This is a genomic window from Burkholderia sp. 572, assembly GCF_040545135.1.
Classification (GTDB): Bacteria; Pseudomonadota; Gammaproteobacteria; order Burkholderiales; family Burkholderiaceae; genus Burkholderia; species Burkholderia cepacia.
Genome location: NZ_JBEPLH010000006.1, coordinates 55,563 through 80,321 on the forward strand (window position 1 = coordinate 55,563; position 24,759 = coordinate 80,321).

Consider the following 24,759-nt stretch of genomic DNA (forward strand, 5'->3'; position numbering starts at 1 on the left):
GACGATGCGCGTGCTGCTCGTGACTTCGCCGCACCCGGAAGCATCGTGGCTGTACAAGGCGCTGCAGGAGAGCGGGCACAGCCTGCAGCGTGCGGACGATCTGCGCGACGGGTTGTTCCTCGCGTCGCAGGAGACGTTCGACGCGATCGTCGCGACCGCGTTCGAGCCGGGCAGCGATGCCGCGCTGATCGCGATGCTGCCGCGTTTCGTCGCCGACGGCGGCGGTGCGGCACTGGTGGTGCTGATCGGCCAGGCATCGGCACGCGAGCGCATCCGCGTGCTGCACGCAGGTGCCGATGCGTGTTTCGGCGCGCCGTATTCGTTCATCGAACTGCACGAGCGCCTGCAGGCGTTGCAGCGGCTGGCCGGGCCGCGCGATACGGAAGGCCCGGTCGCGGCGGTGTCCATGCTGGAGACGCTCGCGCGCGAACTCAAGGACGGCAAGCTGCGCCTCGCCGTGACGCGGCGCGAATGCCTGCTGCTCGAATGCCTGATGCGCCATCCGAACGCGCCGGTGCCGCGCGACCAGTTGATCCGGTATGTGTGGCAGGACAAGGACGATGTCGATCCATCGAGCGTCAATCTCGTGGTGTCGCGGCTGCGCCGCAAGCTCGCGCGGCATCTGCCCGATGTCCGGATCGATACGGTGAGCCGCTACGGCTACCAGGTGACGCTGCCGGACGCATAACCGCGCGGCCCCCCTGTACGAACGGGCGCGTTGCCGATGGCAGCGCGCCCGTCGTGCGTTTACGAGCCGAAGAACGGCACACAGAAATCGGGCGGGCCGACGCAATCGCCGGGGCCGTCGGGTTGCGCGCCGGCGCAGCCGGACAGCATCACGCCGGCCGCGATCGCGACGAGCGCAACACGGGCGGAACGAACGAGCAAGGGACGCAGCTTCATGAATGACGGGTGATGCGAGGGGTGGGCGGCGCGCGCCGGGCAGCACGCCCGGCCGCGCGGCGGTGCGCATCAATGCGAATAGAGCGTGGAGTCGAGGTACTTGATCTGCCCGTCCTGTTCGGCGTGCACGAGTTCCGCGTAGACCTGGGCACGCGTTTTCTCGTGGATCGGCTGTCCGTACGGCGGCACCCACTGGCCGGCGGCCTGCGCGCCGGGCACGCCGTCCTTGGTGGCGGCCGGCGTCATCTGCATCGCGTGGGTACTCGTTTGCGCGAACGCGGGAACGGACAGCGCGGCACACGCGGCGAGCAGCGTGGAAGCGACGATCTTGGCGGTTTTCATGTTCGGAATCCTCATGATGATTGACTGGATCATCCCCGGCACGGCCAGTCGATGCCGCGCGTTGGGTTGAGGACAAGCATAGGGGAGGGGGGCTATCGGATCGGCATACGCAACGTGAAAAGAAATTCATGCGCCGGCGCGTTCCGCACGGACATGAATGCGGCGTATCGCGAGGATGAAGAAGGTTTCATTTTTCGGGCCGTTTCGATAACGGCGCTGTCACGCCCGCTGCCTAAATTGTGCGCCATCGCATCGCGGACGGAGCGGCCGTTCCACACCGGCCGGCGATGCGAGAAGACCGATCCACTCTAGCGAAACCATCATGAAGAAACTTCTGGCAATCCCGGCAGCGGTCGCGTGCCTGCTTGCAGGCGCGGCGCATGCGCAGAGCAGCGTCACGCTGTACGGCACGATCGACGCGGGCCTGGACTACATCAGCAACCAGAAATCGGCGGCCGGCGCGGGGCCCGCTTACGGCGTGCAGAGCGGCAACGTCAGCACGTCGCGCTGGGGGCTGCGCGGCAACGAGGATCTCGGCGGCGGCCTGGCCGCCGTGTTCACCCTCGAGAACGGCTTCAGCGTCGCGAACGGCAAGTTCGGCAACGGCGGCGACGAGTTCGGCCGTCAGGCCTGGGTCGGCCTCGCGAGCCGCCAATGGGGCACAGTGACGCTCGGCCGGCAATACGATTTCCTGGTCGACTTCGTCGCGCCGCTGTCGGCGACGGGCTCGGGATTCGGCGGCAACCTCGCCGATCACCCGTACGACAACGACAACCTCGCCAACGACACGCGGATGAACAACGCGGTGAAGTTCCGCAGCGCAGACTACGGCGGCTTCACGTTCGGCGGCGCGTACGGCTTCAGCAACCAGGGCGGCGGGTTCAGCAACAACAACGCGTACAGCGTCGGCGCGCGGTATGCGAACGGTCCGCTCGACGTGGGCGTGGCGTACCTACAGTCGAACCAGCCGGGCGGCGTGAATGCGCCGAAGAACACTGGCGGATCGCTGAGCAGCTCGGACGGCGATGCGATGCTCGCGGGCGGACGCTGGCGCACGTTCGGCGCCGGCGCGCACTATGCGTTCGATCATGCGACGATCGGCTTCGTCTATACGAGAACGATCCTGAACGACCCGCGCGAACTGTCGCAGGGCGGCGCGTACGGCACCGTGAACGGCCAGTTGCTGACCTTCAGCAACTACGAACTGAACGGACGCTACTTCCTGACGCCGGCCTTCTCGCTGGGCGGCTCGTATACGTTCACGCAGGGCCGTTTCGACGATGCGGGCCGCAGTATCGCGCCGAAGTGGAACCAGTTCATGCTGCAGGCCGACTATGCGCTGTCGCGCCGCACCGATCTCTATCTCGAAGGCGTGTATCAGCGCGTGACGGGCGCGGACGGTGTCGCGGTGCTCGGCAACGCGGGGATCTTCAATCTGGCCGCGTCGGGCAACGATCGCCAGGCGGTGGTCGCGGCCGGCATCCGTCACAAGTTCTGACCGGCCGGGCCCGCGAAAAAAAGCACCCGTCGCGATGACGGGTGCATCCAAACGCGACACGCTCCCCACGTGCCGCAACGGGCTCAGGTCGTCGAACGAGCCGGCGTCGCGACCGGCGCTTTCGCGCCGGACGCTGCGTCGTCGGCCGACCACCCTCCGCCCAGTGCCGCGATCAACCCGACCGCCGCCAACTGCCGGCGCGTATTCAGTTCCAGCATCGCCACCTTCGTCTCGAGCTCGGTAGTCTGTGCGGTCACCACGTCGAGATAGCTGACGACGCCGTCCCGATAGCGCGACATCGACAGCTGCAACGTGCGTTCGGCCGCGTCGAGCGCTTCCTGTTGACGATCGGCTTCGTCGCCGAGATGGTGCGTGAGTGCGAGGTTGTCTTCCACCTGCTGGCACGCGTCGAGTACCACCGCACGGTATTTCGCGCCGTTCTCGGCCAGCTGCGCGTGCGCCTGGGCCGTGAGCGCCTGGCGGCGGCCGCCGTCGAACAGCGTGAGCGCGAGGCTGGGCCCGATCGACCAGATCTCGTTCGGCGCCCTGAGCCAATGGCCGAGCCCCGAACTCTGGTATCCGCCGATCAGCCCGAGCGTGATGTCGGGGAAGAACGCCGCGCGCACCACGCCGATCCGCGCGTTGGCGGCCGCCATGCGGCGTTCGGCGGCCGCGACGTCGGGCCGCCGTTGCAGCAGCGTGGCGGGAATGCCGGTCGGGATCGCGGGCAGATACGCCACGCTCAGGTCCGGCGCGAGCGCGAACGACGAGGCCGGTACGCCGGTGAGCGTCGCGATCGCGTGCTCGTACAGCGCGCGCCGTGCCCGCACGTCCTCGGCCGACGCGCGGGCCGAGTCGAGCTGCGTCTGCGCGCGCGAGACGTCGAGATCGGATGCGATGCCGCCCGCGTGCCGGCTCATCGTGAGTTTCAGCGCACGCTGGTACGTGTCGATCGTGTCGGACAGCAACTGCTGCTGCTGGTCGAGCCCGCGCAGGTTGAAGTACGCGTTCGCGAGGCTGGCCTGCAGGCTCAGCTGCACCGATGCGAGATCGTCGGCGCTGGCCTGCGCGTTCGCGCGCCCGGCCGCGACCTCGTTGCGCACCTTGCCCCACAGGTCGAGGTCGTAGTCGAAGCCGGCGTCGAGCGTGTTCGAGCCGTACACGTTCGGCTGGTTCGCGCCGCGCAGCGGGCGCGTGGCCGATTGCCGGTTGCTCGAGACCTGCGCGCCGAGGCCGATGGTCGGGAACAGCCCCGCGCGCGCCTGATCGAACAGCGCGCCGGCTTCGTCATGGCGGGCCACCGCGGCGGCCACGTCGGGGTTGGCGGCCGCCACCCGCGCTTCGAGCCGGTCGAGCACCGGATCGCGGAACGCCTTCCACCAGCCGTCGCGTGCGATGCGGTCGGCCGGCTGTGCCGGCTGCCAGCCGCCCGCTTCCTTGAATTGGGCAGGCAGCGCGGTGGTGGGCGCGTGATAGACGGGCGCGAACGAGCAGGCGGAGAGGAACGCGATACTGGCGAGCATCGCGCAGAGCCGACGCGGGTTAGCCATTCGCACGCTCCGTGTCGCGCACGGCCGCCGCGACGGTGCCGGCCGGCGTCGCGAGCCGGACGCGGTCGCCCGCGGACAGCGAGTCGGGCGGGTTGTCGATCACGCGATCGTCGGGCGCGAGGCCGGTCGCGATCTGCACGTGCGTGCCGAGGTCGGTCGCGATCGTGACGGGCTTGAGCACCGCGCGATCGTCCTTGCCGACCACGGCGACCTGAAGGCCTGCCTGGCGGAAGATCAGCGAGCTGGCCGGAATCGTCAACGCGTGGCTGCTGCCGGCCGGCAGCGCGAAATGCACCTCGGTGTATTCGCCCGGAATCAGCTTGCCGTCGCGGTTGTCGACCATCAGCTGCACGAGCAGCGTGCCGGTCGAATCGGCGATCGAATCGTCGGTGTCGGCGAGCGTCGCATGGAAGGTCTCGTCCGGATGCTCGGGCACGGTCAGCGTCGCGCTCATGCCGGGGCGGATCGCGGCGGCCTCGTTCTGCGGCACGCTCACGTAGACGCGCATCCGGTGCACGTCGGACACGGCGAACAGTTCGGGGCCGGCGCCGCCGCCGGCCGAGATCAGCTGGCCGATGTCGGTCTTGCGCGCGGTGACGACGCCGTCGAACGGCGCGACGATGCGCTTGAACGCCTCCAGCGCGTCGAGACGCCGCACGTTGGCCTCGTTGGCCGCGACGATTGCCTGCTTGGCGGCGAGGTCGCTGGTCTTCTCGTCGGTTTCCTGCTGCGACACGGAATCCTGCGCGAGCATCCTGGTCCAGCGCGCGGCCGTGGACGCGGCCAGCTTCTCGTTGGCGAGCGAGCTCTGCAGGTCGGCGCGCGCCTGCTGAAGCTGCTGGTCGAGCTCGGGCGTGTCGATCAGGCCGAGCAGCTGGCCCGACTTCACGTGCGCGCCGATATCGGTGTACCACGCGTGCAGGTAGCCCGACACCTGCGCATGGATCGGCGCGCTTTCGAACGCGGACAGGTGGCCGGGCAGCACGAGCGCGGCGCCGTCGCCGCCGGTCGTCGGCGTGTAGGCGACCACGGTCGGCACCGCCTGTTCGGCGGACCATCGGGTCATTTCCTGTTTCGCGTGCGCGCGGCCTGCGATGCCGGCCGTCACGATGCCGACCGCGGCCAGCGCGGCGATCGTGGCGACGAGCTTGAGGTTGGGCAGCCGTTTCGGCGACTTGATTTCGATCTCAGTGGACATGGGAAGCTCCGGACGCGGAAGGGGAGGAAGCGCGGGGTGCGTCGTGCTTCAGCGCATCGCGCCGATGCACGAGGCTGAACACGACGGGAACGAAGAACAGTGTCGCGATCGTCGCGCACGCGAGGCCGCCGATCACGGCGCGGCCGAGCGGCGCGTTCTGCTCGCCGCCGTCGCCGAGGCCGAGCGCCATCGGCGCCATGCCGATGATCATCGCGAGCGCGGTCATCAGCACGGGCCGAAAGCGCGTGAAGCCGGCTTCGAGCGCCGAGGCGAGCGCGTTGCCGGTTTCGGCGAGACGCTCGCGCGCGAAGCTGACGACGAGGATCGCGTTCGCGGTGGCCACGCCCATGCACAGGATCGCGCCGGTGAGCGCGGGCACCGACATCTGCGTGTGCGTGGTGAACAGCATCCAGACGATGCCGGCCAGCGCCGCCGGCAGCGCGGAGACGATCACGAACGCATCGGCCCACGAGTGGAAGTTCACGACGATCAGCAGGTAGATCAGCACGATGGCGCCCGCGAGCCCGAGCAGCAGGCCGGTGAACGCGCTGTTCATGGTCTGCACCTGGCCGCGCAGCGTGACGGTCGAGCCCTTGGGCAGATCCTTCGCGGCGGCCTTGACGATGCTGCCGATGTCGGCGGCGACGGCGCCGAGGTCCCGGCCCTGGGTGGTCGCGTAGATGTCGAACAGCGGTTCGATGTTGTAGTGCGACACCACCGCGTTGCCGACGCCGCGCGTGATCGTCGCGAGACCGCCGAGCAGCTGCGACTGGCCGTTCGCGCCGGTGACAGGCAGGTTCTGCAGCGCCGACAGCGTGGTCATCCGGTACTGCGGCGTCTGCGCGACGATCGGATAGGACACGCCGTTACGCGGATTGAGCCAGTAGGTCGGGTCGACCTGGCTGGTGCCCGCGAGCGTCGCGACCACCGAGTTCGTCACGTCCTGCTCGGTGATGCCGAGCTGGTCGGCACGCGTCCGGTCGACCGCCACCGTGAACTGCGGATAGGTGCTGGCCTGCTGGATGCGCGGGTCGGCCACGCCGGCGATCAGGCGCAGCTTGCGGTACAGCTCGCGCGCATAAGCGAGGTTGGCCTGCTGGTTGGGGCCGGCCACCTGCAGGTCGACCGGGGCCGGTGCGCCGAAGTTGAGGATCTGGCTGACGATGTCGGCAGGCAGGAACGAGAACGTCGTGCCCGGATAGGCGCGCGGCAGGCGTTCGCGCAGCTCGCGCACGTAGTCGGCGGTCGGCGCGTGGTCGTGCGACAGCGAGATCAGGATGTCGCCGTCCTGCGGTCCGAGCGTGCCGCTGTTGTTGTAGGTCAGGTTGATCCCGCTGTTCGGCAGGCCGATGTTGTCGACCACTTCGCGCAACTGCGCGGGCGGGATCACGCCGCGAATCGTGTTTTCGATACGGTCGAACTCGGCGGCGGTTTCCTCGACGCGCGTGCCGACCGGCGCACGCACGTGCAGCGAGATCTCGCCCGAGTCGATCGTCGGGAAGAAGTTGCGGCCGAGCCACGGGACGAGCAGGAACGATGCGGCCACCACACACAGGAACGCGACGACGAACGGCTTGCGGCGCGTGAGTGCGAGCCCTAGCAGGATCCGGTACGACGCGCGCACGGACTCGAAGCGGCGCTCGAATGCACGCTGGAAGCGCACCAGCGGATTGCGCGACGGCGGCGCGTCGTGCGCGCCGGCATGGCCCGCATGCGAATCCATGATCGCCGCGAGCTCGCCCGACGCATGGCCGGCCGACGCGTGCGGCTTGAGCAGGTATTGCGCGAGCATCGGCACGAAGGTGCGCGACAGCACGAACGACGACATCATCGAGAAGATCACCGCCTTCGCCATCGGCACGAACAGGAAACGCGAGATGCCGTCGAGCATCAGCATCGGCACGAACACGATGCAGATGCACAGCAGCGAGACGAGCGCCGGCATCACGATCTGTTTCGCGCCGTCGACGATCGCGGTGCGCGTGTCCTTGCCCTGTTCGAGGTGCCAGTTCACGTTCTCGATCGTCACCGTCGCATCGTCGACCAGAATCCCGACCGCGAGCGCGAGGCCGCCGAGCGTCATCACGTTGAGTGTTTCGCCGGTCGCCGCGAGCAGCGCGATCGCCGAGAGCACGGCCAGCGGGATCGACGCGGCGATGATCAGCGTCGAGCGCCACGAGCCGAGGAACAGCAGGATCATCAGCGAGGTCAGCGCGGCGGCGATGATGCCTTCGCGCGCCACGCCGCTGACGGCGCCGTTCACGAAGGTCGACTGGTCGCCCATCGTGACGAGCTTCAGGCCCGGCGGCAGCGTCTGTTCGACCAGCGGCAGCTTCGCCTTCACGCCCGCGATGATGTCGAGCGTCGATGCCGAGCCGTTCTTCAGGATACTCATCAGCACCGCGCGATGGCCGTCCACGCGCACGATGTTGCCCTGCGGCGGGTAGCCGTCACGCACATGCGCGACGTCACGGATATAAATCGTCGTGCCGTCGACCGACTTGATCGGCAGGTCGTTCAACGCGTCGAGCGAGAGCGGGCTGTTGTTGAGCTTGATGTTGTATTCGAAGCGGCCGATCTTCTGCGTGCCGGCCGGGATGATCTGGTTCTGCTGCGCGAGCGCGTGCGCGACGTCCTGCGCCGACAGCCCTTTCGACTGCAGCGCCTGCGGGTCGAGGTCGATCTGCACTTCACGTGACTTGCCGCCGTACGGCGTCGGAATCGCGACACCGGGCACCGACAGCAGCTGCGGTCGAATGAAGTTGACCGCGTAATCCGCCAGCTTCTGTTCGTCGAGCGTGTTGCTGGTCAGCGCGATCTGCAGCACGGGGACGGTCGACGCGTTGTAGTTGAGGATTTGCGGCGGCGTGGTGCCGGGCGGCATCTGTTTGAGCACGGTCTGCGAGATCGACGTGACCTGCGCGGTCGCCGTGCGGATATCGACGGTCGGCTGGAAGAAGATCTTCACGATGCCGTAGCCGCGGAACGATTGTGACTCGATATGCTGGACATCGTTGACCGTCGTGCCGAGCGTGCGCTCGTAGTACGTGATCACGCGTCCGGACATGTCGTCCGGCTGCAGGCCGGCGTAGTTCCAGACGACGCTGATCACCGGAATGCGGATATCCGGGAAGATGTCGATGGGCGTGCGGAGTGCCGCGAGCGGACCCGCGATCAGGATCAGCAGCGCCAGCACGACGAACGTGTAGGGCCGGGTGAGCGCGAGCCGGACAATTTTCAGCATGGGGTGCTGCTCCGTTCAAAAGCGTCGTGAAGAAGAGCCGGATGCGCGCGGCTTCGGGAAAACACCGATACGCAGCCGATGACCGCATTCTGCGGAGCGGCCCCTAACAGCCGGTCGCTAAAAAGATGAAAGAAGTTTTAGGTGGCGGCGGCCGGATTCAGCCGAGCATGTAGCCCGCGCCGCGGATCGTGCGGATCAACGGTGCCGCATCCGGACGGTTCACCTTCTTGCGCAGGCGGCCGACGTGGACGTCGATCAGGTTGGTGCCCGGATCGAAGCGGCAGCCCCACACCGCCTCGAAGATCATCGTGCGCGTGAGCACGCGCCCGGCGTGGCGCATCATGAATTCGAGCACGCGCAATTCGGTCGGCAGCAGCGCGAGCTCGCTCGCGCCGAGCGTGACGCGGCGTCGCACCAGGTCGAACGCGAGCTCGCCCGCGCGCAGGACCGTCTCGACCTGCGCGCCGCGCGGCCGGCGGCGGATCAGCACGTCGATGCGCGCGCACATCTCGTCGAGCGAGAACGGCTTGACGAGATAGTCGTCGCCGCCCGCGCGCAGCCCCTGGATGCGCTGGTCGACGTCGGACATCGCGCTCATCACGAGCACCGGCGTGTCGAGGCCGACGCCGCGCATCGTCGCGAGAATCGTGAGCCCGTCGAGATCCGGCAGCATGCGGTCGAGCGTCACGACGTCGTAGTCGGCACTCATCGCCCTGGCCATGCCGTCGCGGCCGGTGCGCGCGACGTCCACCTGGTGGCCGGCGGCGCGCAACGTCTGGGTGATGTGATCCGCGATCAGCGGATCGTCTTCGATCGTCAGGATGTGGGGCATGGACGGGGCGGCCCGGGCGGAATCAGGCGGCGGCGCGCTCGGGCGCGCGATAGTGTTCGACCACGTAGTCGATGAAGCTGCGGACCTTGGTCGACAGATGGTTGCGGCTCGGGTAAAGCATCGAGATGCAGCGCGCGCCGCCGTTCACTTCGTAGCGTTCGAGCAGCGGCACCAGCGCGCCGCGTGCGAGATCGTCGGCGACGAGCGGGTGCGGCAATTGCGTGATGCCCATGTGATTGAGCGCCGCGATCCGCACCATCATGCTGCCGGTCGAGGCCAGTGCGTTGCCGGTGTAGACGCGGTAGGAGCCGTCGACGTCCGAGAATTCCCAGCTGCGCGCGGTGCCGTTCGACACGGTCAGCAGGCTGTGTTCGTTCAGTTCGACGGGATCGTTCGGCGTGCCGTGGCGCGCGAGGTACTCGGGTGACGCGACGACGACGTCGCGCACGCTCGTCAGCATCCGCGACACGAAGGTCGCGTTGACGAGGCGGCGATCGTCGCAGAAGCAGACGTCGTAGCCGCCCTCGACCATGTCGACGTGCGTGTCGAACGTGGTCACGTCGAACCGGACGCGCGGATGCCCGTCGCGATACGCCGACAGCAGCATGCCGAGGCCGGCCGCGACGGAGGTCGCCGACGCGGCGATCCGCAGCGTGCCGCGCGGGTCGCGCGTGACCTGCACGAGGTTCGATTCCATCTCGTCGAGCTTCTCGATGATCGAGCGGCAACCGTCGAGATATTCGCGGCCGGTCTCGGTGAGGGACAGGCTGCGGGTCGTCCGGTTCAGCAGTCGCATGTTCAGGTGCGCTTCGAGCATGCCGACGCTGCGCGTGACCGCGGCCGCCGACATCCCGAGCTGGCGCGCGGCGAGATTGAAACTCGACAACTCGACTACACGCGTGAACACGCGCATCGCTTGCAGTTGGTTCATGGTCCGCCGAAGGAAAGAATTGACCGTTCGCATGCGCCGCCGACGCATCGCTCGATGCGTGCCGCCGCGCGTGACCGGCAAGGTAGCGAGCCGATTATGGGATGCGGGCCGGCGCCGGACGCTTAAAAAACGACGCGGAATGGATGAAATTTCGTTTAAGGAAGCGGCGGACGAGGCGGGGGGCGAGGCGTGCGCGAGCGGGGCGGCGTTCTCGCCTGACGCCGCGATTCACTGAACATGCGTGTCGTCGAAGGTATCGACCCTGCCATCGAGATCGTCGTGCGTCGTGACGGCGAATACGCGATTGACGCAACGGCAGTCAACCTAAAAATAAATTCATGAAGCTGCATCAAATCTTCAGGTGCGCGCGCGACGCGGCTGCCGATAATGGGCCGATACGAGTAGCCACGAGGAACGCAATAATGACGCAGCCGCTGAGTATCAAGATGATCCAGGAACACGGCAAGCCGGTGGTGCTGGTGTCGGTCGAACGGGGCGCCGCGGTGCTCGATCCGGAGGACGTCGACGCGGTCATCCAGTATCTGAGCCTGTTGCGCGCGTCGATGCAGCCGGCCGTGCCCGAGATGCCGCCGCGCGCGCAGCAGTTCGTGACGGAGATGGACCCGTGCTGGTATGCGGAGCGCCATCCGCTGTACGGCGGCGCGGTGCTGTTGCTCCGGCACACGGGGCTCGGCTGGGCGAGTTTCGCGCTGCCGCCGCGGAGCCTCGAGCGTCTGCACGGGTCGCTCACGCAACTGCTCGAGGACGAGCAGATGGTGGTCAGCCTGCCGAACTGATTCGGCGCGTGGGTCGATCGCACCGGCCGGGGCCGGCTTCCGGTGCACGGGAAGCCGGCCCCTTCGCGCGATCGCCTAGAACGTGTGGCGCAGCCCGATCCGGCCGACCGCCTGCCGGCCGCTCGACGACGGATCGAAGCCCGCCACCTGCGCGACGGCGCCGCCCGACGCCATCTGCAGTGCCGCGAGTGCATAGATCGCCGTGCGCTTCGACAGCTCGTACTCGGCGCTCGCGTTCAGTTGCCGGTAGTCGGGTTCCTGGCCGGTCGCGTGGTCGCGGCCGGTCGTGTAGGTGTAGCCGAGGCCGAAATTGAGCTGGCTCGTGGCGGCGAGCGTGCCGGCGATCTCGTAGTTCTGGAACTTCACGTCCTGCGCGTCGTCGCCTTGCTGGAAATCGACGTTGGTGAAGTTGCCCATCAGCTTGACGTTGCCGATCTGGTACGACGCGCCGGCCGCGAAGATGTTCTGGCTGCGCGCGTTCATGAGCGCGTCGCCGTACACCGCGTTCGTGTATCCGCTGCCGTTCTGGTAGCTCTGCACAGCCTGCTCCGGATCGTTGACGCGCAAGTAGCCGACGCCGGCCGAGAACGGCCCGTTCGTGTAGGCGAGCGCCGCGCTGTACGCGGCGTTGTCGGAGAAGCGGCCGGGCTGCCCGCCGAACGAGTAGAGCGCCTCGGCGGTGAAGCCGGCGATCGTCGGGCTCGTGTATTTCACGGCGTTGCTGATCGCGAAGCCGTTGTCGAGGTTGTCCATGTCGTTCGGGTGCGAGAAATACCAGCCCCCGTAATAGTCGTTCAGCGAATACGGCTCGATCAGGTCGACGATCGGATCCCACTGCCGGCCGAGCGTCAGCGTGCCCATGCGTTGGTCGGACAGCCCGACGTAAGCGTTGCGCGAGAACGCGAGGCCGCTGCCGAGCCCGCCGTTCGTGGAATTGAAGCCGCTTTCGAGATCGAAGATCGCGGCGAGCCCGCCACCGAGATCTTCCTTGCCGCGCAGCCCCCAGCGGCTGCCGGCGCTGACGCCGCTCGCCATCTGCCACAGGTGCTGGCCGTCGACGTTCGACGCGAAGTCGATCCCGGTGTCGATGACGCCGTACAGCGTGACGCTGCTTTGCGCATGCGCGTGGGAGAACAGGCCGCAGCAGGCGAGTGCGCACGTCATGCGCAGCAGCCGTGTCGTTTTATTCATGGATGAAGGTCTCGAACGTAGGTTGACGGATATTATTCGCAGTCCTTGTTTAAAGGGCTGGTCGTCGAGAATATAGCCGCGTCAAAAGCGTGTGGATCGGCAATTCAGTCTTTCAGTTTTTGCGTTGGTTTCGTGCCTGTGGGCGGTCGACAACGCGGGTGTTGGGCGCTGTGGGTTGTTCGCTTCGGGGTGGGGGCTGGGGGGATGACTCCGTGCTTCGCAACGCGACCGACATTGACGACATCGATGCGCAGCGCGCCAGCGTTTGAATATGCCTGGATCTTGAGGTTTCCGATCGACGATGACCTGCGAGTTATTTTCAGGTCAGGCGCAATTTTCAGCAAAATAATAATTCATCCCGATCCGTATTTTGAATGATTGGCGTGCTTGATCCAATTCAAATATCAATCGACGAATCAAATTATTGAGCAATGGAGGCGGCCATTCCGGTGGCCTCAGAACGCGAAATTCCGGGATCGATCATTCACGATCGTCAAACGCCAGAATCCGCGTTACGTCAGGGTTGAAGGGCGAAGAAACCAGGAATGGATGATTCGATGCCGCGAATCAAATGATTATCAATGACGGACGTTTATTTTTCCGGTTTTTGCGGATAAGGTTCGACTCGGTGAAAGTGATTTGTCAGGAAGCGCGACGATTGATCATTGCTTGCCGCGGTTTCATTCGACCGCCGCTTTCGCCGATCAGCATGCGCGACGATGCGTCGACAGGAATCTCTTCGCGGAATCCTGCGACAGGCTCGATGTGCGCATATCCGTTTCGACATTCATGCCATGAGAGGGCTCATGAACAAGAACATCCGCAGCTACGTTGCTTCCGTCATGCCACGCGCGCTGGCCGGTGCGGCACTGCTGGTCGCGGCGGCCGGTGCGCACTCGCACGGCCGTTTGACCGAACCGCCTTCGCGCATCGTGCTGTGCACGCAAGGCCAGAATCCGAACTGCCCTGTCGACGCGTGGCACGCTAACGCGATGGAGAACGGCAAGTTCTTCCCCGCGACGCAAAGCGGCCTGTCGGATTCGTTCGCGCCGGACGACGCGAAGAATGCCGCACCACCGAAGGACGGCGAAATCGCCGGCGCCAGCACGAATGGCCCGCTGCCCGTGCTGAACGAGCAGTCGCCGGGCCGCTGGCAGAAGATCCCGCTACGGCCGGGCGCGGTGCAGAATTTAAAATGGGAATTCAGCGCCGTGCACAAGACGCGTCGCTGGAACTACTTCATTACACGCGCCGACTGGAACCCGTCGGAAAAGCTCACGCGTGCGCAGTTCGAGCCCACGCCGTTCTGCACGATCCAGAATCCCGGCCAGCCATACTGGAACCCGAACGCGAACCTGGTGCCTCAGCAGCCGACCATTCACGCGTGTCGGCTGCCGATGCGTAGCGGCTACCACGTCATCCTTGCAGTCTGGGAAGTCGCGGATACGGCGATGGCGTTCTATCAGGTCGTCGACGCGATCTTCACCAATGGCGATACGACACGCAGCCCGTTCTGATCCGGCCGCGACATGACGCGCCCGGCGATGCCCGGCGCGTCATGAGTTGAAGAACCCGTGTGAGGAGCGCGGTGGGCGGCACTGACACGGCAACCGGCTTACCCGGCGACTACCTGGTTGCGGCCTTGATGCTTCGCGCGGTACAGGCGTTCGTCGGCCTTGCGCAGGATCGCGTCGATCGTCTCGCCGTCCCGGCCGAATTCGGAGGCGCCGACACTCACGGTGACCTTGATCGGTTCGCCGATGCCTGCTTCGAACGGCGCGCCGGCGATCGCCGCGCGGATGCGCTCGCCGATCGACCGGGCCGTGTCCAGCGCGGCTTGCGGCAGCAGCACCATGAATTCCTCGCCGCCTACCCGCGCGACGCCATCGTACGGCCGGATCGCATCGGTGCATTTGTCGACGAAGCGTTGCAACACCTGATCGCCCGCCTGATGCCCGTAACTGTCGTTGATCGCCTTGAAGTGGTCGAGATCGAGCGCGAGCAGCGAGAACGGCGCACCGTTGCGCTTGGCCCGGTTGATTTCCGCTTCCACGCTTTCGATGAATTGCCGCCGGTTGGTCGCGCCCGTGAGCGGGTCCGTGGCCGCCAGGTGCTCGAGCTTTTCGTTGGTCCGTTGCAGCGCCTGCAACGCGCGCTCCGTCCTGGCCATCGCGTCCCTCAACCGGGCAAACAGTTCTGCCTGGCTGTAGATCTTCGAAAACGAACGGGTCGTTTGAAAGGCCTGCACCACGCCGAAACTGAGCAGGAAGAAGCCGGCCGCGAAAATCGCATGCGCGAGCCACCACATGTGATTCCACGGCCGCCCGAGGATGAAGGCGAGCGACGAGAGTGCGAACGACGTGACCGAAATGCCGTAGATCGTCATCAGCGGCGAGCGGATGCGGCGTACGACCAGCGCAACGACGTTCACGGCCGAGAGCAGCAGTGCGCCGCCTTCCATCGACAGGCGCACCCACAGGTGGCCGGCTACCGGCGAGAAGGCGATCACGGCGACCGCGACGTCGACGAGTCCGAACAGCGCGAGCCAGGGCAACCAGATGCGGGGATCGGCGCGGGTCGTTGCGCTGTCGGCCTTGTGACTATAGGTGAGCTGCCCGACAAGGATCAGGATCGACATGGTCAGGCGCGATGCCGGCCCGTACAGCAGGAACAGCCAGATGTTGTGATGCGCCATGCCGGTGAACAGGCCGTGCAACGCATAGATGACGGAAAAGCCCAGAAAGCCCAGCGTAAGCCAGCGAAGCAACGGCTCACCCGACAGGCGATAGCAGCGCCAGCAGACATACGTGACGAACGCGCCTTCGAGCGTGGCGGCCGCGATCGCCAGCTCGTGAAAGGCGTGATTCTCGAATTTCAGCGACGGGTCCTGGAAGAAGTACAGGTAGGCGATCAGATAGGCGGGCAGCAGCGCGAAGCCGACCAGCAGGAGCCTCGCGTACACCCGGGTGACCAGTTGGGCGGTGCGGGTCGACGCTTGGGGGGCGAGATCGACAGTCATGTTCGGCCTCCGGATTCGGTGGATGCATCAAGGACGGCTACGTGACGTCATCGCGGGTCGGCAGCCAATACGATGAAGCCAGATCGCGTCGCCTGAATTTCGTCGATTTGAACAATCAGCCAAATGGCTGCGGGATATCCGGTTAAATTATCGAATGGCGATAATTGCAATATGGCAATGCGATCGCGTGAATATTTCTGGTTTCGATATGGGTGAAAATACTCGATTCAAGGGTTGATGCCTGACGATTATGTAGTATAACCAATCGAAACGCGGGCGTTTGATTGAAGCATCACTACATCGGCCGTCGAAAGACCGGTATCCGCCGCCGCGAGGCAGGCACGCTATCCCAAGCCTGCGTGACGGCTTCACGTACCGCCTGCATCGCGCTTGTGACGGATATCCGGTCTTGCGCGAAAGTGGCGTGCACATGCTTCACCAGCATAGACCGAAGTCGTAGTTTTTTCGTCGTAGATATAAAAACAAAATCAATATCGAAATTTGTCTTCGGACGGCAATTTGTAAGGTTGATTTCTCTTGAATTCGACCCGGGCGGAGCATTGTCAATCGAAAGGGGAAGCCACCGGGTGGAGGAGCCGCAAGGCTGATCTGATCACGATGTTGATTCGGTAGTCCGTATCAATGGTGCAGACGCTTGCCGTCCGCATGACGTGGCGGGTTTTCGTTACGCCCGTGTGGACGGAGCGCGTCTTCCTGAAATCTTCCCCGGCATGTATCGCGTGAAAGACCGATGCCGGCAATGCGTAAAACGCAATGAGGGCGTGAAAATGAAGAGCAACCGATCCGGAATCATGCAGCGATCGACCTTGAAGGGCGCGCTGGCGCTTCTGCTGGCATGGTCGTCCTTCGGCACCGGCACCGCCGCGGCAGCCGGGACGGGTACCGGCACGGCGCCGGCATTCGTTTATAGCCCGTACAAGGACGCGACGATTTCGATGAACTGGAACACGAACGTCATCTCGTCGAACGTCACCGGTCAGATGCGCCCGGTGCTGTCGGTGCTGCCAGCCGGTGTCCGTACGCTGACGCTTGCGTTTGCGACCGGCGAATGCGGCAGCGAGAACTGGGCGGGCGTCGACGGCGGTGCGATGGCGGCCGCCAATGTGCCGCTTTTCACCGCGGCCAATGTGAATTACGTGATTTCCACCGGCGGCGCGGCCGGCATGTTCACGTGCGGGTCGGATGCGGGCATGGCGGCCTTCATCAATCGTTATGCGTCGAACAACCTCATCGGGATCGACTTCGATATCGAGGGCGGGCAGACACAACAGGTGATCAACGATCTCGTCCGGCGCGTGGCAGTCGCCCAGCAGAATTATCCCGGCCTGCGCTTCAGCTTTACGCTCGCGACACTGGCCCCTTCCCAGCAGGGCGCGACCACGGCCGGCTCCTGGGGCGCCAGCGCCCCCGACAGCTTCAACGTGTATGGAGACTGGGTCATGCAGGCGATCCAGGCGTACGGCCTGAAGAACTACACCATCGACCTGATGACGATGGACTACGGGTCGGCTGGGGCGGGGAACTGCGTGGTCGCGAACGGCACCTGCCAGATGGGACAGTCGGCGATCCAGGCGGCGATGAACCTGCACGATCACTGGGGCGTACCGTACAGCCAGATCGAGCTGACGCCGATGATCGGCGGCAACGATGTGAGCGGCGAAACCTTTACGCCGGCCGATGCGGACACCGTTGCGCAGTTCGTGAAACAGAATGGCCTCGTGGGTGTCCACTTCTGGTCGTTCGACCGTGACGTCGATTGTCCGCCCGGCGCCGCATCGTCGACGTGCAACTCCATCGGCGGCGTCGGTACGCTCGGTTATACGAACCGGTTTGCCAACGACCTCGCGCCCGGCAATTGAACGAAGCGGGGGCAGCGCGCCGGATCGGTGTCGGCTTCCGCGTCGACCGTACCTTCAGGCCGCGGCGGATCGCCCTTTCGGCTCGGCGAGGTGTGCCAGCCCGAGGCCCTCGAGCACCTGCGCCTGAATCGATGCCGCTTGGGCGTTGAGGGCGTCAGCGCCGAATGACTCGCCCACGATCAAACGCGGTGGGCGAGTACCGTTGGCTTGTGCGACAAGCTGCACGATCGCGTCGGCGACGTCGTGCGGGTTCGGCGCGTGGTCGCTCGCGAACAGCGCCATGAGCGTCTCCACCATCTTGTCCGGAATCGCACCGGCCTCGCCGTAGCCGGGTATGCGTGCGGCGTCGGCGGGCCGCTGCGCGCTGGCGAAAATATTCGTCGGATAGTTGCTGGGTTGAACGAGAACGACGTCGATGCCCGACGTCGACAACTCGTAGCGGTAGCTGTCGGTCAACGCTTCGAGCGCGAACTTCGATGCGCCATAGAGACCGAAGAACGGAAACGTCACGCGGCCGAGTATCGAGCCGATGTTCACGATCAGGCCCTCGCCCTGTTTCCTGAAGGTCGGCAGCACCGCCCTCGACGTTCGCTGGATGCCGAATACATTCACGTCGAAGAGCGCCTGTACCTGCTGTGTCGTGAACGCCTCGGAAATACCCGCTGATCCGATACCTGCGTTGTTGACGAGGACGTCGAGATGTCCGGCATTTTCCAGCACGGAAGCTACGCCTCGCTCGACGGACGCATCGTCCGCCACATCCAGTTCGATGACGTGCATGCCTTTCGCTTGAAGGGCTTCGGCATGCAGCCGGTTTCGGCCGGCGATGTCGCGCATCGACGCGAATACCCGGTGCCCGGCCGCCGAGAGCCCCTCTGCAGTGTGGCGGCCGAAGCCGCTGCTGGCGCCGGTTATCAGAATAGTTTTGGTCATGTCGAGTGTGTTCCAGCAAAACAAGGTTGGAGAGCCGCAACCGAATCAGCGCGAGCATGTCCGGCGCGGTCGAGATGAAATGGACGACGTCATTGGAGAACTCTTCGCCGCATTGCAGTGCAGTCTAGGTTTTTCACGGAAAGCGGGCTATAGTCGCAAATGACATTAATGGATGCGTTTACGACATGAGATTGTCCATTCTGGCGCTCGAAGGGCTGTTCGACACCGGCCTGACGGTGCTTTTGGATACCTTCGCGATGGCCAACGAACTGGCTGCCGCTCAGGGCTTTGCCGCGCCGCCCTTCGACGTCGGAGTGGTCGGCGTACGCAGACGCGTCCGTACCGCGCACGGACTGTCCATGCTGGCGGAGCCCGCAAGCAGCGCACGCCATGCCGACTGGGTGGTCGTGCCCGCGCCTGGCATCAGGCAGCCGGAGCGCCTGATCGAGGCGCTGGAGCGTCCGGACGTGCGCGATGCAATGGCGCACCTTCGGGCGTGGCATGCCGATGGCGTCGGCGTCGCCGCCGCTTGCATCGGTACGTTCGTGCTGGCGGAAGCCGGGCTTCTGGATCATCGCGAGGCGACGACCACCTGGTCGCTCTCGCCCTTCTTTCGTCAACGTTATCCTGCGGTCGATCTGAACGATTCACGCATGGTCGTCGCCGCGGATCGCCTGGTGACGGCGGGATCGGCCATGGGCCATCTCGACCTTGCGCTGTGGTTGATGCGTCAGGCGAGTCCCGAACTGGCCACGCTCGTTGCCCGTTTCATGCTGATCGACAAGCGTTCGTCACAGGCCGAATACATCATTCCGGATTACCTCGCCCATGCGGATCCGCTGGTCGCTCGATTCGAGCGATGGGCCCGCGAGCATCTTTCCACGGGTTTTTCGCTTCAGGCGGCGGCCGCCGCATTGGCCGTCGGACCGCGCACGCTGCAGCGCCGTACCGAGGCGGTACTTGGGAAGTCGCCATTGGCGTTCGTCCAGGATCTGCGCATCGAACGGGCGCAGAATCTCGTGTCGATGGGTTACGACCTGGAGACGATTGCAAGCGAGGTCGGCTACGCGGATGCGGCGACGTTGCGGGCCTTGTTGCGTCGCAGGCTCGGCCGTGGGGTGCGGGAATTGCGTGCCAGCAATCGGTAGCGTCCGGCCCCGAAAAGCGGCGTGCCGTACGCGGCGAATGCCGAACCAAGGGGCCGTGGGCGCCGCCGGAACGGCACTAGCGCCTGCCGGCGCGCCCGTGAACACCCGTCAGTTCGACCATGAAATCCAGGAACGCCCGGGTCTTGGCCGGCACGTGATGCCGGGATGGGTAGTACGCATATAACGGATACCGCTCGTCGGCCCATTCGGGAAAGAGATTGATCAACCGGCCGTCGGCGATCAGCGGCTCGGCACCGAGCAGCAGCATCTGCGCAATGCCGGAACCGGCGAGGCACGCGCTGAGCAGGGCGCCCGGATCGTTGACCGTGAGGCGTCCCCGGGTGTCGACCACGATGCGTTTGCGCCGACGATGGAATTCCCAGGCGAACGGCTTGCCTGTCTCCGGGTTGCGAAATTCAAGGCATCGGTGGCTCCGGCTTTCGAGGTCCTCGGGTTTGGCCGGCCGTCCCCGGCGAGCGATGTACGAGGGCGCCGCGACCGTCACGACGCCGGTATCGAGCAGCTTTCTCGCAATCAGGCTGGACGATCGCGGTTCGCCGAATCGCACGGCGAGGTCGAAGCCGTCCATGACGAGGTCGCCCAGGCTGTCTCGCGCGATGAGCTCGATTTCGAGGTCGGGATGTGCGTCCATGAACGCATCGAGTTGTTGCCCGAGAATGGCCCGGTAAACGACGGGATCCAGATTGATTCGCAGCTTTCCGCGCACGACGGAGGCGCCGCCTGCGGCCGCCGCAGCTGCTTCCTCCAGCCCGGCAAGATGCGGCATGACCTGCTCGTAAAACCTGCGGCCCTCTTCGGTCAGCGACACCGACCGCGTCGTTCGATTGAAAAGCCGGATGTTCAGCTTTCTTTCCAGTCGTGCAATCGCTCGACTGACGCCCGGCGGCGTCATGCCTATTACGTCGGCCGCAGCCGCAAACGTTCCGGCATCGACCACGGCGGCGAACACGCTAATGCTGCCGGACAGTTTCTCGCTACTGGATCTCATGGTTGTTCGAGTGCATACGGTGGCGGATCGCGGGCGACCCGCTGAAGGCCGCCACGCCGACGCCGGACAGCGCAGCAATGCCGGTCGTCTGCGTCGATCATGCCGAATTAGTGACGCGTTGTCACTTATCTGCTTCCATCCATGTCGTTTTGTTTCGCTCGATGTTTGGCCAGAATGCGACCGACGTATTCACACACGGAGAACGAACATGTATGCGATAACAGGAATCACCGGCAAGGTCGGCGGCGCATTGGCCAGCGAGCTGCTGGCGGCGGGGCGGCCGGTGCGCGCGGTCGCGCGCGACACGACGCGGGCAGGGGCGTGGGCGGCGCGCGGGTGCGAGATTGCGACTGCCTTCATGGAAGACCCATCGTCGCTCGCCGCCGCGTTCACGGGCGCTGCGGGCGTTTTCATCCTGCCGCCTTCGGAGTTCGATCCGGAGCCCGGGTTTCCCGAGGCGCGGAAGGTGATCGAGGCCGTGTCCGCGGCGCTTCTGAAGGCGCGCCCCGAAAAGGTCGTTTGCCTGTCGACGATCGGTGCACAGGCTGACGAGCCCAATCTGCTCACGCAACGCACGCTGATGGAACAGGCGCTGCGCGAGATGCCGATGCCCGTGACCTTCCTGCGGCCCGGCTGGTTCATGGAGAACGCCGCGTGGGACGTCGCGTCCGCGCGCGACGAGGGCGTCGTCGCCAGCTACCTGCAGCCGCTCGACAAGCCCGTGCCGATGGTCGCCACCGCGGACGTAGGTCGCGTTGCGGCAGAACTGCTCCAGCAGACCTGGCGCGGTGTGCGTGTCGTCGAGCTCGAGGGCCCGCGCCGCGTGAGCCCCGACGATCTTGCACTCGCCTTCGCTCGCGTTCTGGGCCGGCAGGTGCGCGCGGAAGGCGTCGACAGGCGAACGTGGGAAGCATTGTTCCGCGCGCAGGGCATGAAACATCCATTACCCCGCATGCGCATGCTGGACGGCTTCAACGAAGGCTGGATCGATTTCGAAAGTAATCCGGAAGAAATCGTGCGCGGTCACATCGCACTGGATACGGTTCTTGGCGAGCTTGTGTCGCGTGCGGTGTGAATGAATTCGGTGGGCGACGTATGGCGCGTTTGTGCTACGCGCCAACGATGCATCGTCGCGGTCGAACGACTGCCGGATTCCGTGTCGATTGGATGTCGCGATTGTCGCTATTAATGTCATTTGTGACTATGGATCAGACCTCGTCGCAAGTCTAGACTGCGAAGCGTTTCCGGCATCCGCAGATCTCTGCTGCACCTTCTGTACGACAAGGCCAATCCGATGACATTTTCGCCAGAACTTCACCTGCTGACGCTCACCGCGCTCGCAACGCTGCTGATGTGGATTCCGTACATGCTGGCCAGGATCATGACGCGTGGCCTGATGGCGGCCCTGAACAATCCCGATCCGTCCCGTCCGCCCGATCCGCCGTGGGCGGAACGCGCACGGAGCGCGCATGCGAACGCGATCGAGAATCTCGCCGTGTTCGCCCCGCTCGTGCTGATGTGCGCAATGACGGGGGCGAGCGGCCCGGCGACGGTGTTCGCGGCCAAGCTCTATCTCGGTGCCCGGTTGGTTCACTACGTGGTCTACGCCGCCGGCATTCCCGTTGTTCGCACGATCGCTTTCCTGGCCGGCTTCGCGGCGACGCTCACGTTCGCTGTTGCGTTGCTCGGACAAGCGAGCTGACCCCCACGCACTTGCGTTTCACTTGCCTGCTTACTTCAGAGGTCACCATGAAATCGACTCCCGGCAACATCCTCGACACGATCGGCAACACGTCGCTCGTCCCGTTGCGAAACGTTGTCCCGAAGAACGGCGCACGCCTTTTCGTCAAGCTCGAAAGCCAGAATCCAACCGGCAGCATGAAAGATCGGATCGCGCTCGAGATGATCGAAGCTCCCGAGCGGGATGGGCGTCTGAAGCCCGGCGGCGCAGTGGTCGAATACACCGGCGGCAGCACAGGTGTGTCGCTGGCGCTGGTGTGTGCCGTCAAGCGGCATCCGCTGCATCTGGTTTCATCGGATGCGTTCTCGAAGGAAAAGCTGGATCACATGCGCCTGCTGGGCGCGAAGCTGACGCTCGTCGCCAGCGACAACGGCAAGCAAACCGAGAAGCTGACGAAGGACATGATTCGCGAAGCGCATCGAATTGCCGGCGAGACGGGCGCATACATCACGGCGCAGATGGAAAACACCGATCAGCTCAACGCCTATACGAAGATGGCCGACGAGATCTGGGAGCAGACCGGCGGCCGCCTCGACGGCTTCGTCCAAAGTGTCGGCACGGCTGCGTCGCTGCGCGGGATCTCGCGGCGCTTGCGCGAACACGATGCACGCATTCGGATCGCCGGTGTGGAGCCGGCCGAATCCGCGGTACTGTCGGGCGGCCCTACCGGCGCGCACAAGATCGACGGGATCGGCGCGGGTTATGTCGTGCCGCTTTGGCGCGACGGGATTGCTGACGAACTCGAGCGTGTCTCCACGGAGGAGGCGAGAGCCATGGCGTTCCGACTGGCCGCCGAAGAGGGGTTGTTCTGCGGTACGTCGACCGGAGCCAACGTAACTGGCGCATTGCGACTCGCCGAACGGCTTGGCCCGGACGCCACGATCGTGACGATCATGTGCGACACCGGCATGAAGTACCTGAAGTCGTTCGCGCCAACGACTGACTGACGGCCATTGGTCGTAGCCGCCTCTTTTTGCACCGAGACCGGTTTCGTCTGGCGCAGCAGGTGAGCGGCGATCAGCGCGACCGGCACGACGCCGATGATCCGGTGGCGGGCAGGGCGCCGTGCTGGCGGGAAGGCCTCGGGTTCACTCACGTCCGCCTCATGCACGGATGATGCGTCGCTCTACTGGATGACATGAAAGGATTCCTGATAATAAAGCGGTGGAGCGAATGAAAAGGGACGGTGTCTGCGACGCGGCTGTCCACCGTTGATCGACAACCGACCGGTGCCGCATCGGGATGCGCGAGCGCGTGCGACGGCAGACAGTCGTTACGGTTGGTCGGCAGCAGTGTGTCGGCTTCGGCATCGATCGGTTGCTGGCGGACTTCGGCGCGCGTGAGCGACGCCGGCGTGGATGGCGCGAAAGTCTGCGTGCCGAACGGCAGGGTCGGTGCCTGTTATGAACCAATACGAATCCGGCCATTGGCGGATTTGACCCGTGACATATTCAGGGTGACGCGCAGGTGACGTTTGTTTCACCGCGCGGTTCTTGTCGGGGCTATTGGAGCCATTTTGATCATCGTGACCCGATTAAACGATTAAGAACACGTAATTGAATCAATCGCGCGGAAAGTTACGCTTTAATTTTCAGAATTAAAAAATGTGTGATTGAGTAACATTGGTTGCATCTATTTTTAATCTCAGGCGGGCATTTTCAGGCGCAGCATAATTCGGATCGGCGACGTACAATTCGCTGCGAAACGGTAATGCCGTGAAAAGCGCGCAATTTTCCCAAAGCCCCTCGAACCCGGCTGGTTTTCTCTTGATCGCCATTGGCATGGTTGCCGGGCACCGCTGGCGCCTGTTGCGGACGCCGACAGCGGCCCGAATGCAGAATGACCCACAACCGATACGACAGCTCGCCCCGACGCATGGCGACCGTCATCGACACCAAGGAAGCAAGATGCCGACATTCCAGGTGATGTTGAAGATGGCACTCTACGTTTCGCTGGTCCTGGCCACGCCAGGCCCGACAAATACCTTGTTGCTGTCCTCGGGAATCAAGGTCGGCTTCCGGCAATCGTCGCGGCTCCTGGTGGCGGAGGCATCGGGCTACGGCTTCGCGATATCACTGTGGGGTTTCTTCCTGGCGACCTTCGCGGCCACGCGGCCCTGGCTTTACGATGTGTTGAAGCTGGGGAGTTCGGCCTACATCTTCTATCTCGCCCTGCAGCTATGGAAAAGCCCGCATCTTGAAGACATCCGGTCGGGCACCATCGGCTTTCGCGACATGTTCGTCGCGACGACCATGAACCCGAAGGCGTTGTTGTTCGCCACGGCGATCTTTCCCCCGCAGGCTTTCGTATCGGTTCCCTTCTATCTCTGCTCGATCGCGGTCTTTACGGCGCTTGCCGTGACGATCGGTTCGATGTGGCTTGTCGTCGGCGGTGTCCTGACGGCGCGCCGGTCGCTGGCCACCCATACCGGAACGCTGCTTCGCGGCGCGTCGGTCGTGCTGGCGATGTTCGCGGGCACGCTGGCGTTTTCCGTACTCAATCGCTAAGGCCTGTCGGGCAGCACCCCTCTCATCGCCGGGAGC

General features: G+C 64.8%; 21 protein-coding genes. 10 read left to right on the forward strand and 11 right to left on the reverse strand.

All coding sequences use genetic code 11. The features are described 5' to 3' along the window. The first annotated feature begins 4 nt into the window (after positions 1 to 4). The gene (locus tag ABIC51_RS13290) at positions 5 to 688 is read left to right on the forward strand and encodes a response regulator transcription factor (RefSeq protein ID WP_060174506.1); all 684 of its coding nucleotides are present in this window, start codon (positions 5 to 7) and stop codon (positions 686 to 688) included. A 59-nt stretch (positions 689 to 747) separates the two neighbouring features. Here ABIC51_RS13290 and ABIC51_RS13295 read toward each other — a convergent pair whose 3' ends face one another. Continuing rightward, entirely contained in the window at positions 748 to 903 is a 156-nt protein-coding gene (locus ABIC51_RS13295) for a hypothetical protein (protein WP_162923038.1), read from the reverse strand. A gap of 69 nt (positions 904 to 972) precedes the next feature. Further along, on the reverse strand, positions 973 to 1,245 hold the full coding sequence (locus ABIC51_RS13300) for a DUF4148 domain-containing protein (protein WP_059699687.1): 273 nt from the start codon (positions 1,243 to 1,245) through the stop codon (positions 973 to 975). A 322-nt stretch (positions 1,246 to 1,567) separates the two neighbouring features. Between ABIC51_RS13300 and ABIC51_RS13305 the strand changes: the two genes are divergently transcribed. Continuing rightward, entirely contained in the window at positions 1,568 to 2,743 is a 1,176-nt protein-coding gene (locus ABIC51_RS13305) for a porin (RefSeq protein ID WP_176099000.1), read from the forward strand. 83 nt (positions 2,744 to 2,826) lie between these two features. Here ABIC51_RS13305 and ABIC51_RS13310 read toward each other — a convergent pair whose 3' ends face one another. The 5 genes from ABIC51_RS13310 to ABIC51_RS13330 all read right to left on the reverse strand — a co-directional run bounded on the left by ABIC51_RS13310 (position 2,827) and on the right by ABIC51_RS13330 (position 10,498). Further along, positions 2,827 to 4,293 (reverse strand): efflux transporter outer membrane subunit, encoded by a 1,467-nt coding sequence (locus tag ABIC51_RS13310; RefSeq protein WP_124672320.1) that lies wholly within the window; start codon positions 4,291 to 4,293, stop codon positions 2,827 to 2,829. Continuing rightward, positions 4,286 to 5,491 (reverse strand): efflux RND transporter periplasmic adaptor subunit, encoded by a 1,206-nt coding sequence (locus tag ABIC51_RS13315; protein ID WP_226128485.1) that lies wholly within the window; start codon positions 5,489 to 5,491, stop codon positions 4,286 to 4,288. Before ABIC51_RS13315 ends, ABIC51_RS13310 begins: the two co-directional genes overlap by 8 nt. Next, entirely contained in the window at positions 5,481 to 8,735 is a 3,255-nt protein-coding gene (locus tag ABIC51_RS13320; RefSeq protein ID WP_226128487.1) for an efflux RND transporter permease subunit, read from the reverse strand. The genes ABIC51_RS13315 and ABIC51_RS13320 overlap by 11 nt, the downstream gene beginning before the upstream one ends. A 157-nt stretch (positions 8,736 to 8,892) precedes the next feature. Beyond that, complete coding sequence (locus tag ABIC51_RS13325) at positions 8,893 to 9,567, reverse strand: response regulator transcription factor (protein WP_059699628.1); 675 nt, start codon at positions 9,565 to 9,567, stop codon at positions 8,893 to 8,895. A gap of 22 nt (positions 9,568 to 9,589) precedes the next feature. After that, positions 9,590 to 10,498, reverse strand: a complete 909-nt coding sequence (locus ABIC51_RS13330; protein WP_027792894.1) for a LysR family transcriptional regulator — start codon at positions 10,496 to 10,498, stop codon at positions 9,590 to 9,592. A 422-nt stretch (positions 10,499 to 10,920) separates the two neighbouring features. On the opposite strand from ABIC51_RS13330, the gene ABIC51_RS13335 reads away from it, so the two are divergent. Next, positions 10,921 to 11,295, forward strand: coding sequence for a hypothetical protein (locus ABIC51_RS13335; protein WP_027792893.1), 375 nt, complete (start codon positions 10,921 to 10,923; stop codon positions 11,293 to 11,295). Positions 11,296 to 11,370: 75 nt separating this feature from the next. Here ABIC51_RS13335 and ABIC51_RS13340 read toward each other — a convergent pair whose 3' ends face one another. Beyond that, complete coding sequence (locus ABIC51_RS13340; RefSeq protein WP_060316354.1) at positions 11,371 to 12,459, reverse strand: porin; 1,089 nt, start codon at positions 12,457 to 12,459, stop codon at positions 11,371 to 11,373. Positions 12,460 to 13,328: 869 nt separating this feature from the next. On the opposite strand from ABIC51_RS13340, the gene ABIC51_RS13345 reads away from it, so the two are divergent. Beyond that, a complete protein-coding gene (locus ABIC51_RS13345) occupies positions 13,329 to 14,003 on the forward strand; it encodes a lytic polysaccharide monooxygenase auxiliary activity family 9 protein (protein ID WP_354006527.1) in 675 nt (224 codons plus the stop codon). 98 nt (positions 14,004 to 14,101) lie between these two features. Here ABIC51_RS13345 and ABIC51_RS13350 read toward each other — a convergent pair whose 3' ends face one another. Next, complete coding sequence (locus tag ABIC51_RS13350) at positions 14,102 to 15,505, reverse strand: GGDEF domain-containing protein (protein ID WP_060084757.1); 1,404 nt, start codon at positions 15,503 to 15,505, stop codon at positions 14,102 to 14,104. A gap of 671 nt (positions 15,506 to 16,176) precedes the next feature. Between ABIC51_RS13350 and ABIC51_RS13355 the strand changes: the two genes are divergently transcribed. Beyond that, positions 16,177 to 17,385 carry a chitinase gene (locus ABIC51_RS13355; RefSeq protein ID WP_404842210.1) on the forward strand — a complete coding sequence of 403 codons (1,209 nt, stop codon included), beginning with the start codon at positions 16,177 to 16,179 and terminating at the stop codon, positions 17,383 to 17,385. A 54-nt stretch (positions 17,386 to 17,439) separates the two neighbouring features. Here the strand turns inward: ABIC51_RS13355 and ABIC51_RS13360 are convergent, their stop codons facing one another. After that, entirely contained in the window at positions 17,440 to 18,318 is an 879-nt protein-coding gene (locus ABIC51_RS13360; RefSeq protein WP_175899651.1) for an SDR family oxidoreductase, read from the reverse strand. A gap of 185 nt (positions 18,319 to 18,503) precedes the next feature. Here ABIC51_RS13360 and ABIC51_RS13365 point away from each other — a divergent pair, with 185 nt between their 5' ends. Next, positions 18,504 to 19,466: a GlxA family transcriptional regulator gene (locus ABIC51_RS13365; protein ID WP_060316211.1), complete on the forward strand. Its 963-nt coding sequence runs from the start codon at positions 18,504 to 18,506 to the stop codon at positions 19,464 to 19,466. Between the two features lie 76 nt (positions 19,467 to 19,542). Here the strand turns inward: ABIC51_RS13365 and ABIC51_RS13370 are convergent, their stop codons facing one another. Continuing rightward, entirely contained in the window at positions 19,543 to 20,475 is a 933-nt protein-coding gene (locus ABIC51_RS13370; protein ID WP_134319879.1) for a LysR family transcriptional regulator, read from the reverse strand. A 208-nt stretch (positions 20,476 to 20,683) separates the two neighbouring features. On the opposite strand from ABIC51_RS13370, the gene ABIC51_RS13375 reads away from it, so the two are divergent. From ABIC51_RS13375 to ABIC51_RS13390, 4 genes are all read left to right on the forward strand, one after another. After that, complete coding sequence (locus ABIC51_RS13375; RefSeq protein WP_060316217.1) at positions 20,684 to 21,550, forward strand: NmrA family NAD(P)-binding protein; 867 nt, start codon at positions 20,684 to 20,686, stop codon at positions 21,548 to 21,550. A 219-nt stretch (positions 21,551 to 21,769) separates the two neighbouring features. After that, positions 21,770 to 22,177, forward strand: coding sequence for an MAPEG family protein (locus ABIC51_RS13380; protein ID WP_175861684.1), 408 nt, complete (start codon positions 21,770 to 21,772; stop codon positions 22,175 to 22,177). An 11-nt stretch (positions 22,178 to 22,188) separates the two neighbouring features. After that, positions 22,189 to 23,163: a PLP-dependent cysteine synthase family protein gene (locus ABIC51_RS13385; protein WP_226257410.1), complete on the forward strand. Its 975-nt coding sequence runs from the start codon at positions 22,189 to 22,191 to the stop codon at positions 23,161 to 23,163. Positions 23,164 to 24,123: 960 nt separating this feature from the next. Further along, positions 24,124 to 24,723, forward strand: a complete 600-nt coding sequence (locus ABIC51_RS13390) for a LysE family translocator (protein ID WP_060084750.1) — start codon at positions 24,124 to 24,126, stop codon at positions 24,721 to 24,723. Positions 24,724 to 24,759 lie beyond the last annotated feature (36 nt).

What these genes read in the sequence shown, in the direction of transcription:
- ABIC51_RS13345 (WP_354006527.1), top strand. Translation starts at nt 13,329, where the DNA reads ATGCCACGCGCGCTGGCCGGTGCGGCACTGCTGGTCGCGGCGGCCGGT.
- ABIC51_RS13300 (WP_059699687.1), bottom strand. Translation starts at nt 1,245, where the DNA reads ATGAAAACCGCCAAGATCGTCGCTTCCACGCTGCTCGCCGCGTGTGCC.
- ABIC51_RS13370 (WP_134319879.1), bottom strand. Translation starts at nt 20,475, where the DNA reads ATGAGATCCAGTAGCGAGAAACTGTCCGGCAGCATTAGCGTGTTCGCC.
- ABIC51_RS13390 (WP_060084750.1), top strand. Translation starts at nt 24,124, where the DNA reads ATGCCGACATTCCAGGTGATGTTGAAGATGGCACTCTACGTTTCGCTG.
- ABIC51_RS13380 (WP_175861684.1), top strand. Translation starts at nt 21,770, where the DNA reads ATGACATTTTCGCCAGAACTTCACCTGCTGACGCTCACCGCGCTCGCA.
- ABIC51_RS13305 (WP_176099000.1), top strand. Translation starts at nt 1,568, where the DNA reads ATGAAGAAACTTCTGGCAATCCCGGCAGCGGTCGCGTGCCTGCTTGCA.
- ABIC51_RS13375 (WP_060316217.1), top strand. Translation starts at nt 20,684, where the DNA reads ATGTATGCGATAACAGGAATCACCGGCAAGGTCGGCGGCGCATTGGCC.
- ABIC51_RS13330 (WP_027792894.1), bottom strand. Translation starts at nt 10,498, where the DNA reads ATGAACCAACTGCAAGCGATGCGCGTGTTCACGCGTGTAGTCGAGTTG.
- ABIC51_RS13365 (WP_060316211.1), top strand. Translation starts at nt 18,504, where the DNA reads ATGAGATTGTCCATTCTGGCGCTCGAAGGGCTGTTCGACACCGGCCTG.
- ABIC51_RS13340 (WP_060316354.1), bottom strand. Translation starts at nt 12,459, where the DNA reads ATGACGTGCGCACTCGCCTGCTGCGGCCTGTTCTCCCACGCGCATGCG.
- ABIC51_RS13350 (WP_060084757.1), bottom strand. Translation starts at nt 15,505, where the DNA reads ATGACTGTCGATCTCGCCCCCCAAGCGTCGACCCGCACCGCCCAACTG.
- ABIC51_RS13325 (WP_059699628.1), bottom strand. Translation starts at nt 9,567, where the DNA reads ATGCCCCACATCCTGACGATCGAAGACGATCCGCTGATCGCGGATCAC.
- ABIC51_RS13310 (WP_124672320.1), bottom strand. Translation starts at nt 4,293, where the DNA reads ATGGCTAACCCGCGTCGGCTCTGCGCGATGCTCGCCAGTATCGCGTTC.
- ABIC51_RS13320 (WP_226128487.1), bottom strand. Translation starts at nt 8,735, where the DNA reads ATGCTGAAAATTGTCCGGCTCGCGCTCACCCGGCCCTACACGTTCGTC.
- ABIC51_RS13290 (WP_060174506.1), top strand. Translation starts at nt 5, where the DNA reads ATGCGCGTGCTGCTCGTGACTTCGCCGCACCCGGAAGCATCGTGGCTG.
- ABIC51_RS13360 (WP_175899651.1), bottom strand. Translation starts at nt 18,318, where the DNA reads ATGACCAAAACTATTCTGATAACCGGCGCCAGCAGCGGCTTCGGCCGC.
- ABIC51_RS13295 (WP_162923038.1), bottom strand. Translation starts at nt 903, where the DNA reads ATGAAGCTGCGTCCCTTGCTCGTTCGTTCCGCCCGTGTTGCGCTCGTC.
- ABIC51_RS13315 (WP_226128485.1), bottom strand. Translation starts at nt 5,491, where the DNA reads ATGTCCACTGAGATCGAAATCAAGTCGCCGAAACGGCTGCCCAACCTC.
- ABIC51_RS13335 (WP_027792893.1), top strand. Translation starts at nt 10,921, where the DNA reads ATGACGCAGCCGCTGAGTATCAAGATGATCCAGGAACACGGCAAGCCG.